This window comes from Duganella aquatilis, from assembly GCF_009674565.1.
GTDB classification, from domain to species: Bacteria; Pseudomonadota; Gammaproteobacteria; order Burkholderiales; family Burkholderiaceae_D; genus Rugamonas; species Rugamonas aquatilis.
The window spans coordinates 1-10400 of sequence record NZ_WKJL01000051.1 but is presented as its reverse complement, the minus strand read 5'-3'; the positions used below and the strand labels follow the sequence as shown (position 1 = coordinate 10400).

The following is a 10400-nucleotide window of genomic DNA, read 5'->3' as shown; positions in this document are numbered from 1 at the left end:
CCAGGTGCGGCGGCACGTGCAGCACCGCCTTGCGGCCGTCGGCGAACGACAGCTGGTGCGTGCCGGCGTCCAGCGCCGGCTGGCGCTGGTGGGCGATTTGCCGCAGCAGGTCGGGCCGCGCATGCAGGCGGCCGTCCGCGTACGGTGCCGGCGCCGACCCGTTCAGAATTCCTCCCAGTCGTCGCCCGCCGGCGCCGCCTTGCTCTGCGCGCGCGGACTGTCAGCGGCCGGTCGCGCGGGCGCTGAGGCCGCCGTCGCCGAGGCCGGCAATGCCGACGCCGGCCGTGACGATGACGCCCGTGCCGCCGCGGTCACCGCCTTGGGCGCACGCGCCGCCGCGATCGCCGTTGACGCCGCCGCCCTGGCCGCCGGCGCCGACAAGGCCCGCGCATCGAGCTTGAACACGCTGACCACATTGGCCTGGCTGGCGGCCTGCTCCTGCAGCGCCGAGGCGGCCGCCGCCGCCTGCTCGACCAGCGCCGCATTCTGCTGCGTCACGCTGTCCATCTGGCTGATCGCATGATTGATCTGCTCGATGCCGGCAATCTGCTCGGCGCTGGCCGCCGCGATATCCTGCATGATCGCGGTCACCTGTCCCACGCTGCCGACGATGTCCTCCATGGTGCTGCCGGCCTGCTCGACCAGCTTGCTGCCGGCGTCGACCTTGCTGACCGAATCGTCGATCAGCGCCTTGATCTCCTTGGCCGCCGCCGCCGAGCGCTGCGCCAGCGTACGCACCTCGGACGCCACCACCGCAAAGCCGCGTCCCTGCTCGCCGGCCCGCGCCGCCTCCACCGCCGCATTCAGCGCCAGGATATTGGTCTGGAACGCGATGCCGTCAATCACCGAAATAATTTCCACAATATTCTGCGACGACGCGCTGATCGAATGCATGGTCTCGACCACCTGCGCCACCACCGCGCCGCCCTTGCTGGCCACGGCCGACGCCGACGCCGCCAGCTGGTTGGCCTGGCGCGCGTTGTCGGCGTTCTGCTTCACCGTGCCGGTCAGTTCCTCCATCGACGACGCGGTTTCCTCCAGCGTGCTGGCCTGCTGCTCGGTGCGGTTCGACAAGTCCTGGTTGCCGCGCGCGATCTCGCTGGTGGCGGTGGCGATGGTGTCCGTGCCTTGCCGCACCTCGCCGACGATGTTGAGCAGGCTCTGGTTCATGTCGCCCAGCGCCTGCAGCATCTGGCCGGTCTCGTCGCTGGAATGGCTCTCGATGCGGCTGGTCAGGTCGCCGGAGGCCACGGTGCGGGCGATGCGCACGGCCGCGCTCAGCGGACCGACGATGCTGCGGCTCAGTATCCACGCCAGCACCGCCGCCAGCGCGATGGTCAGCAGGCCGCCGATGATGAGGGTGTTGGCGGTCAGGCTTTGCAGCGAGGCCGCGTCGGCGGCGCGCTGCGTCATCAGCGACTGCTCGGCGCCGCTGATGTCGGACAGCAGCGTGCGCATCGCGTCCATGCCGGCGCGGCCGCGTCCCTCGCGCTCGAACTGCAACAGCGGATCGATGCTGGCGCCGTCGTTGGCCTTGGCGCGCAGCGCCAGCGCCGGCTGCAGCGCCGAGGTGAACCACGCCTGCTGCGCCTGCTCAAGCTTTTGCAGCCGGTCCTGCTGGGCCGGATTGTCGGAAGTCAGCGCGCGCGCCTTGCCCAGGTGCGCGGTGAACGCCGCCTGGCCGGCCTTGAACGGCGCCAGCGAGGCGTCCTCGCCGGTCAGCGCATAGCCGCGCTCGCCGGTTTCCATGTTGAGCAGGCTTTCCAGGATGGCCTGGGTTTCGGCCATCACCTCATGCGTGTGGTTGTTCCAGCCGTTGGCTTGCGCCAGCCGGGAGAAATTGGTGTAGGCGGTTCCCAGCAGAATCGCCAGGATCAGGACCACGGCGCCGAAGCCGAGGTACAGTTTGCGGGTGATGCCCAAGTCTGCGAAGCGCATAGCCAGTTCTCCCTGCTGTTGAGTCGCCGCAGCCGCGGCGAAGGCGCTAGTCCGTCACCGGGTAGCTGAATTGTGTGATCGTGCCGTTGGGCGTGGTCACGGTGATGTTGAGCAAGCCGCTGCCCAGCACGTTGCTGCACACCAGGCCGGCGTTCTGGCTGGCGTCGCTGATCAACGACACGTTGTAGACCCAGGCGCTGGAATCGGCGCTGCTGGTGTTGGCCACGGTGATGCTGGCCGGCGTTTGCAAGATGCCGTTCGAGGTGGCAAAGCTGATCTGGGTGCCGGCCGGCAGCGGATTGCCGGGACGGTCGAACAGCCACAGCGGATCGCCGCTGTGTGCGCTGCGGCGGTTGGGCGCGAACACCGTCGGGTTGTTGTCGCGGATGGCGAAGCTGTAGGTGTGCGTGGTGTTGGCGAACGCGGTGCCGTCGGTGCAGTGGTCGAGCGCCAGTGTGCCGGCGCCGCTGGCGGTGCTCAGCAGGCTGACGGCGGCGGTGCTGTTGGACAGCACCATCACCATGGACTGGCGCACGTGCACCGTGTTGCTGCCGCTGATGTTGGGCGTGGTTTGCAGCACGCCGTTGTAGACGCCATTGCCGCTCTGGTCCCAGTTGCTGTTGCCGTTGGAATCGATGTACTGCTCGCCGCTGGCGCGCACCGCGTTGCCGGTGGTGAAGGCGTCGTCGATGCCGTTGGCGTTGGCGTCGGTGACGGCGCGGTCGTTGCGGAACGGATCGCCCAGGTCGGTGTACGGTTCGCCGGCGTCATAGCGGTTGTTGCCATTGGTATCGGTGAAGCTTTCCTCGCCCAGCGCGTAGGCCAGCACGGTGACGCGGCCGTCGGCCGGCCGCGGATTGCCGGCGCAGTAGCGCACCGTGCATTCGCCCGGCGTGCCTTTCTGCGTGATGACGGAGCCGTCGGTCAGCGTGGTGGTGGTCAGGCCGGTCAGGCAGGAAGCGTCGATGCTGCCGCCCTCGGCGGTGAAGCTGACGGCGGTGCCGTCCGGCGCCGGATTGTGGAAGTGGTCGGCCAGGCGCGCGGTGACGGTGGTGCCGGTCGGCGCGGTGCAGCCGTTGTACTGGCCGCCCTCGACGTTGCGGATCACGGCGCTGAGCGTGAAGCTGTTCTGCTCCGGCACGCCGGTCGACACCACCAGCTGGTCGGACAGGGTGCTGACGCTGCCGTTCAGCGTGGCGGTCACGCGCACCGGCGTATTGACGGTGCCGGACGCCACCGTGGTGGTGACCAGGCCGCCCGCGGCGCTGACGGCGCTGGCCGGCGTCAGCGTGATGCCGCCGACGGTGGTGTTGAGCGCAAAGCTGACCTGCTGGCCGGCCACCGGATTGCCGCTGGCGTCCAGCACCTTGAAGGTGATGGTGGCGCTTTCCTGGCGGCCGGCGCCGCCGGTGCCCTTCAGCGCGATATTCTGCGGCAGCGCCGAGACAAAGGTCAGCTGGCTGGCGGTGGCGGTCGGCGCCGAGCCGACCGTGTAGTTGGCGCTGGCGGTCACGGCGGCGCCGGCCACGCTGCCGGTGGCGGTGATCACATAGCTGCCGGCGGTGGTGGCGGCGCCGGGGCTGAGCTGCACCGTGGCCTTGCCGTTGCCGTCGGTGACGATGGCGCCGCCGGCCGCCGAGAACACGGCGTTCTTGTCGGTGCTGGTGAAGGTCACCAGGGTGTTGGGCACGACCGCGTTGTTGGCGTCTTTCAGCACGGCGCTCAGGGTGGCGCTGCTGCCCGGCGCCAGCGTGGTCAGCGCCGCGCCGCTGCTGTCGGTGACGGTCAGCGTGACGGCGGCCTTGCCGGTGGTGCCGGTTCCTGTACCTGTGCCGCAGCCGGGCAGGCTGCTGTCGCGGTTGGGATCGATGGTGGTGCAGCCGCCGTTGCTGCCGCCGCCGCCACCGCAGGCGGCAAGCAACACGGCGCACAACAGGGCCAGCAAATAACGGGTAAAGCAGTCGATCCGTCGCGATGTCATAGTTACTCCAGGGGTGGTCAATTGGCTCCGGCCATGGCGGGCAGCAGATTGCGGTACAGGTTCAGCATCGCCGGACCGAGCAGCACTACCAGCAGGCTGGGAAAAATGAAGAAGATCAGCGGAAACAGCAGCTTCAGCGAGATCTTGGCCGCGTGCTCCTCGGCACGCTGGCGGCGCTTGGTGCGCAATTGTTCGGACTGCACGCGCAGCGAATCGGCGATGCTGGTGCCGAAGCGGTCGGCCTGGATCAGCATGGTCACCAGCGCGTCGACGTCCTCGACGCCGGTGCGCAGCGCCAGGTTGCGCAGCGCCTTGTCCTTGGCGCTGCCGGCGCGCAGTTCCAGCGTCACCAGCTGCATCTCCTCGGCCAGCACCACGCTTTTCAGGCCGATCTCGTTGGCCACGCGGGCCAGCGCGGCGTCCATCGCCAGGCCGGCCTCGACGCACACCGTCATCAGGTCGAGCGCGTCGGGGAAGGATTCGAAGATGTCGCGCTGGCGTGTCTTCACCACGTGGTTCAGCACGAAGTTGGGCATGTAGTAGCCGAAGCCGCCGGCCACCACCATCCAGAACATCTTGACGTTGCCGTCGGTGGCCACCGCCTTGCTGCTCATGTACAGGAACACGATCAGCGGCAGCAGCACCGCCAGCCCGGTCTTGCCGGCGAAGAACAGGCCCGGCGTCGACGGCGTGCGCCAGCCGGCGTTGATGAAGCGCATCCGCACCGGCGAGTTTTCCCAGCCTTCGGTGGGCAGCGACAGCTTGGCCAGCGGCGCCGCCAGGTTGACGATCGCTTCGATCCACTTGCCGCCCTTGCGCGTCACCTGGCTGCGGTCGTGCAGCGCTTCCAGCCGGTCCTTGACCGGGTTGACGGTGAACAGGCGGATCGCCAGCACCACGCCGCCGAACACGGCGATGAAGACAACCAGCAGGAACATGATCTGGATGATGGTCATGGCGCGCTCCTCAGATGCGGATGGTGGTGATCTTGCGGATCGCCAGCATGCCGATCACCATCAGCCCGGCCGCCACGCCCAGCATCTTGCGGCCGCCCGGATCGGTGAACAGGATCTGCAAGGAGCCGGGATTGACCATCGACACCAGGCCGCCGACGGCAAACGGCATCAGTCCCAGCACCCAGGCCGACATGCGGCCCTCGGCCGACATCACCTTCACCTGGCCCAGCAGCTTGAGGCGGTCGCGGATGATGGCGCTGATCGACGACAGCAGGTCGGTCAGGTTGCCGCCCGTTTCGCGCTGGATCAGCACGGCGATGACGAAGTAGCGCAGGTCGGTGCTGGGCACGCGCAGCGCCAGGTTCATCAGCGCGTCCGGCATCGACACGCCGAAATTCACCTCGTCGAAGACGATGCGGAATTCGGCGCCGAGCGGATCGGGAATTTCCTCGCCCACCATCTTCAGCGCGGTGGGGAAGGCGTGGCCGGCGCGCATGGCGCGGCCCATCATGTCGAGCGCGTCCGGCAGCAGCGATTCGATGCGCAGGATGCGCTTGCGCTTGGCGCGCGCGGCCTCCAGCACCGGCAGCGCCGCCACCGCCGCGCCCAGCAGCAGGCGGCCGAACCACGGCAGGGCCAGCGCGCTGGCGAGGATGAAGCCGATCAGGAAGCAGCCGCCCATCAGCGCGGTCAGCTGCGCCGCGCTCATGCCGCGCCCGGTTTGCAGCAGCAGCCGGTCGAGTTTCTGGATGCCGGGCAGCTTGCCGAGGAATTCCTGCATGCCGGCGTCCTGCGCCAGCGTGCGCTCCTTGGTGATCGACACCGCCAGCTCGCTGCCGCTGTCGCCGATGGCGTTGCGCAGCCGGCGCGCGATGCGTTCGGCCTCGGGGCCGCGCGCCGCGTTCCAGCTGGTGTAGACGCCCCACACCATCAGCGCCACGGCGGCGAAGATCAGCACAACGAATAGCAGCAGCCGCAGGTCCATGGTCAGTGCCCCGCCGGATCGAACACGGTCGAACCGATGTTGACGCCGAAGTTGCGCAGCCGCTCGATGAAGCGCGGACGGATGCCGGTGGCGGTGTGGTGGCCCAGCACCTTGCCGTCGTCGCCGAGGCCGGTCTGCTTGAAGAAGAAGATTTCCTGCATGGTGATGATTTCGCCTTCCATGCCGGTCACTTCCTGGATCGACATCACCTTGCGCTTGCCGTCGGTCAGGCGCGACACCTGGATCACCACGCCGACGGCGGAGCTGATCTGCTGGCGCATGGCCTTGGTCGGCAGGCTGGCGGCCGCCATCGACACCATGTTCTCCAGCCGGGTCAGGCCGTCGCGCGGCGTGTTGGCGTGGATGGTGGCCATCGAGCCTTCGTGGCCGGTGTTCATCGCGCCCAGCATGTCCAGCGCCTCGGCGCCGCGCACCTCGCCGAGGATGATGCGGTCGGGCCGCATCCGCAGCGCATTGCGCACCAGCGCGCGCTGCGTGACCTCGCCCTTGCCCTCGATGTTGGGCGGCCGCGTTTCCAGGCGCACCACGTGCGGCTGCTGCAGCTGCAGCTCGGCCGCGTCCTCGATGGTGACGATGCGTTCGGTGGGATTGATGAAGCCGGAAATCACGTTCAGCATGGTGGTCTTGCCGGAACCCGTGCCGCCAGAGATGACGATGTTGACCTTGGCCTTGCCCAGCCCTTGCAGCACTTCGGCCATGTCGGCCGTCATGCTGCCGTAGGCCACCAGGTCGGCCAGCCGCAGCGGGTCGGCCGAGAAACGCCGGATCGACATGATGGGGCCGTCGATCGCCAGCGGCGGGATGATGGCGTTGACCCGCGAACCGTCCGGCAGACGGGCGTCGACCATCGGGCTCGATTCGTCGATGCGGCGGCCGACGCGCGAGACGATCTTGTCGATGATCTTCATCAGGTGGGCGTCGTCGCTGAAGGTGACGTCGGTCAGCTCCAGCTTGCCGCGCCGCTCGACATAGATCTGGCGGTAGGTGTTGACCAGGATGTCCGACACGGTCGGGTCTTCCAGCAGCGGTTCCAGCGGGCCGAAGCCCAGCATCTCGTTCTGGATGTCGCGCGTCAGCGTCTTGCGCTCGGCGTCGTTGATGACTACCGCGTCTTCTTCCAGCAGCTTCTCGACCAGGTTGCGCAGCTCGACGCGGATCTGGTCCTGGTTCAGGCGCTGCATGCTTTCCAGGTCGACGCGGTCGAGCAGCGCCGCGTGCAGGCGCTGCTTGAGCTTCTGGTAGGCGCGGTTGTCGATGCCGCCTTGCGTGCGCTGGCCGGAGCCGCGGATGTCGGTGTTTTCCAGGCGTTCACGCAATGACACAGGGGTACTCATGATGCTTCCTTTTCTTTACGCGCTTATTTACGCGACATCAGCTTGCCCAGCCAGCCGCTTTGCTGCACCGGCGCCGCTTCGCCGCTCAGCTTGCGCGCCAGTTCGGCCAGCGACTGGCTCAGCGGCGCGTTCGGTTCCAGTTGCAGCACCGGCACGCCCTGGTTGACCGAGGCGGCCGCCGAATCGTAGTTGTTGGGGATCGTAAAAGCGATCTCGGCGTCGAAGGCGCTTTCCAGATCCTTCAAACGGATTTCGCTGTTCTTGTCGTGGCGGTTGACGATCAGCTGGATCTTTTCCTTGCCGTATTCCAGCGAGCGGAATACGTTGAGCAGGCGCTTGCTGTCGCGGATATAGGGCAGCGTGGTCTGCAGGATAGGGAAGATCATGTCGGCGTGGTCCAGCGCGCGGATGCTGACCGCGTCCAGGCTGCGGCCGACGTCCAGCAGCACGAAGTCGTACTGGCGCCGGGCCAGCTTGAGGATGGCGTCGATGTGGTCGGGCTTGACGTCGTTGGCGTGGGCCGGATCGGACGGCGCCGCCAGCACGCCGTAGTTGGGCGTGATGCTCAGCATCGACGAGGTCAGGAACGAGGGGTCGAGGCGGTGGATCTGCTGCGCCACGTCGCTCAGCGTGGCCAGCGGCTTGTGGTCGGAGACGAACAGCGAGGCGTCGCCGAATTGCAGGTTCATGTCGATCAGCGCCACCCGCTGCTTGCCGCTGGCGGCCAGCGCGTAGCCGAGGTTGGTGGCCAGGAAGGTGGCGCCGCTGCCGCCCTTGCAGGAGATGAAGGCCAGCACCTTGCCGCTGGTCTGGCCGCGCCGTTCCAGCTTCTCGGCGATGCGTTCCATGGCCGGATACAGCGTGCTGCTGGTCACCGGCGACGGCAGCACCTCGCGCACGCCGGCGCGCATCGCCTGCAGCAGGAATTGCGGGTCCTGGTCGACGCACAGCGCCACGCAGGCGATGTTGGGATGCTGGGCCGAGAAGCGTTCCAGGTGCTCCAGGTCTTCGTCGGCCGACTGCGGGCGGTCGATGATCAGCACGTCGGGCATCTGCTCGTCGCTCAGCGTCGCGGTGCGCGCCACGTTGCCGATCAGGTGATCGATTTCATCGGAGGACGAGCGCGCGCGCAGCAGGCGCATCAGGTCTGCCAGTTGCCGTTCGTCGCGGGATATGACGGTGATCTTCAAGTGTGCCGCTCCTTAGCGTTTGCCGCCGACGCCGATGCTGAAGGCGCCGCTCTGGTCTTCCTTGGTGCTGAAAGACTGCTGGTAGTTCTGGTAGGCCGCCGCCGCCGCTTGCGGGTCGAGGCCGTTGACCGGGCTGCGGTTGCGGCTGGCTTCCGGATTCAGGGTCTGCTGGGCCTGCATCAGCCGCACGCTGCTGCCGAACTGGCGGTCGTAGCGCGGGCTGGTGGCGCAGGCGCCCAGCGTCAGCGTGGCAAGGGCGGCGAGCAGGATGGTGAGTGTTCGCATGGCGCCTCCTATGGGTTGCCGGCCGGCGCGGGCGTTGGCGCGGGCGCTGTCGTCGCTGGCGGCGGGCTGCTGCCTTCCAGCTTGCCGTTCAGGAAAAAGTCGAAACGGTTCGGCTGGACGTAGTCGTCGGTCGGCAGCTTCGGATTCGGCGGCAGCGGTTGCGCCAGGTGCGGCGTGACGATGAACACCAGCTCGGTGCGGTCGCTCTGGAAATCGCTGCTGCGGAACAGCGCACCGAGGATAGGGATTTCGCCCAGGCCGGGGAAGGCCTTGATGCTGCTGGTGACGTTGTTCTTGATCAGGCCGCCGATGGCGAAACTCTGGCCGTCGAACAGCTGCACCGTGGTGCTGGCGCGGCGCGTGGTGAACGACGGCAGGATCGAGGTGGCGGTGCTGCCGCTGGCGGTGATGCCGATGCCTTCGCGGTTCAGCTCGGACACCTCCGGCGTCACCCGCAGGTTGATGCGGCCGCCGTCGAGCACGGTTGGCGTGAAGCGCACGGCGATGCCGTATTCCTTCTCTTCCAGCGTGACCTGGTTGTTGCTGCCGGTGCCGGTCTGCGCCACCGGGATGAAGATCTTGCCGCCGGCCAGGAAGCTGGCTTCCTGGCCGCTGATGGCCATCACCGTCGGTTCGGCCAGCACCTTGATCAGGCCGTCGTTCTTCTGCGCATCCAGCGTGACGAACTTGCCGCTTTTATTGTTGAAGGCGTCGACCTTGCTCGGATTGCCGCTCAGCAGATTGGACAGCATGGTGTAGGTCCAGCTGCCGCGCGAGCCGTTCAGGCCGACGCTGGCGCCCAGCTGGTCGACCAGCGTTTTCGACACTTCGGCGATCTTCACTTCCAGCATCACCTGCTGCGGCGCGGCCACCGCCAGCATGTTGACCACGCGGCCGTTGCCGCCGCCTTGCGACAGGCCGGACATCGGGTCCATCGCCTGTTGGTAGGCGGCGCCCGCTGCCGCGCCGGAGGCGGCGCTCGGGGCGCCGGTGCCGCTGGCGTTCTGCGCCGCCTGCGCGGCGGCGTCCGGTCCGGCCGAGCTGCCCTGGTTGCCGCTGCGCGCGTTGCGCGACAGGTAGGCGCTGGCCACCGAGACGATCTGCGCCGCCCGCACCGAATCGGCCACGGTGCCGGACAGGATCAGCGAATTGCCGGAGACGGTGATGCGGATGTCGCGCTCGTTCGGGAACAGCTCGGCGAACTGCTGGCGCAGGCCGCCGACATCGAGGCCGACCGTGATGTCGATGACGCTGGCCTGGTTGGCGCGGTTCCAGACGATCAGGTTGGTCGAGCCGGTGGCCTTGCCCAGCATGTAGATCTCGCTCGGGTTGAGCAGGATGACGTCGGCGATCTTGGCGTCGCCCACCGCCACGCGCGCGGCCGGGAAGGGCAGGCGCATCAGCGACGACTTGCCGGTGGATAGCGTGACCTCCTTGGCCATTTCCACGGCCGGCGTCGCGGCGGCGGCCGGCTTGGCCGGCTGGACCGCGAAAGTGGCCGGCGCCGCGGCGCTCAGCAGAACCGCGAGGGCGGCGGCCCGCAGCGGCAGGACGTGCAGTGGCGTAAAGGATACGTGGCTCAAGTCGCGTTCTCCGGTTGCTTAAAATTGTTGTGAACTACGTTCCAGACCTTTGATGACTTCCACCTTGTCGCTGTTGCGTTCCACGCGCGGCAGCGGACGCGGCGCCGGCGCGGCGGCCACCGGCGCC

General features: G+C 67.9%; 8 protein-coding genes. All 8 read right to left on the bottom strand.

Annotated elements, in window-relative coordinates; translation table 11 throughout:
- Nucleotides 1-162 precede the first annotated feature (162 nt).
- The 8 genes from GJ698_RS29825 to GJ698_RS29790 are packed head-to-tail and all read right to left on the bottom strand — an operon-like array spanning nt 163 to nt 10273.
- Nucleotides 163-1938 (bottom strand): methyl-accepting chemotaxis protein, encoded by a 1776-nt coding sequence (locus tag GJ698_RS29825; RefSeq protein WP_154361486.1) that lies wholly within the window; start codon nt 1936-1938, stop codon nt 163-165.
- Between the two features lie 46 nt (nt 1939-1984).
- Complete coding sequence (locus GJ698_RS29820) at nt 1985-3919, bottom strand: Ig-like domain-containing protein (protein WP_154361485.1); 1935 nt, start codon at nt 3917-3919, stop codon at nt 1985-1987.
- A 17-nt stretch (nt 3920-3936) separates the two neighbouring features.
- Nucleotides 3937-4875 (bottom strand): type II secretion system F family protein, encoded by a 939-nt coding sequence (locus tag GJ698_RS29815; protein ID WP_154361484.1) that lies wholly within the window; start codon nt 4873-4875, stop codon nt 3937-3939.
- 10 nt (nt 4876-4885) lie between these two features.
- Nucleotides 4886-5860 (bottom strand): type II secretion system F family protein, encoded by a 975-nt coding sequence (locus GJ698_RS29810; RefSeq protein ID WP_154361483.1) that lies wholly within the window; start codon nt 5858-5860, stop codon nt 4886-4888.
- A 2-nt stretch (nt 5861-5862) separates the two neighbouring features.
- Nucleotides 5863-7215 carry a TadA family conjugal transfer-associated ATPase gene (locus GJ698_RS29805; protein ID WP_154361482.1) on the bottom strand — a complete coding sequence of 451 codons (1353 nt, stop codon included), beginning with the start codon at nt 7213-7215 and terminating at the stop codon, nt 5863-5865.
- 23 nt (nt 7216-7238) lie between these two features.
- Nucleotides 7239-8405, bottom strand: coding sequence for a CpaE/TadZ family protein (locus tag GJ698_RS29800; protein ID WP_154361481.1), 1167 nt, complete (start codon nt 8403-8405; stop codon nt 7239-7241).
- A 12-nt stretch (nt 8406-8417) separates the two neighbouring features.
- Nucleotides 8418-8690, bottom strand: a complete 273-nt coding sequence (locus tag GJ698_RS29795; RefSeq protein WP_154361480.1) for a pilus assembly protein — start codon at nt 8688-8690, stop codon at nt 8418-8420.
- 8 nt (nt 8691-8698) lie between these two features.
- A complete protein-coding gene (locus GJ698_RS29790; protein WP_229260222.1) occupies nt 8699-10273 on the bottom strand; it encodes a type II and III secretion system protein family protein in 1575 nt (524 codons plus the stop codon).
- Nucleotides 10274-10400: the final 127 nt, after the last annotated feature.

Coding starts and splice junctions, on each gene's coding strand:
- GJ698_RS29805 (WP_154361482.1), bottom strand. CDS start 7,215: ATGAGTACCCCTGTGTCATTGCGTGAACGCCTGGAAAACACCGACATC.
- GJ698_RS29820 (WP_154361485.1), bottom strand. CDS start 3,919: ATGACATCGCGACGGATCGACTGCTTTACCCGTTATTTGCTGGCCCTG.
- GJ698_RS29810 (WP_154361483.1), bottom strand. CDS start 5,860: ATGGACCTGCGGCTGCTGCTATTCGTTGTGCTGATCTTCGCCGCCGTG.
- GJ698_RS29815 (WP_154361484.1), bottom strand. CDS start 4,875: ATGACCATCATCCAGATCATGTTCCTGCTGGTTGTCTTCATCGCCGTG.
- GJ698_RS29825 (WP_154361486.1), bottom strand. CDS start 1,938: ATGCGCTTCGCAGACTTGGGCATCACCCGCAAACTGTACCTCGGCTTC.
- GJ698_RS29795 (WP_154361480.1), bottom strand. CDS start 8,690: ATGCGAACACTCACCATCCTGCTCGCCGCCCTTGCCACGCTGACGCTG.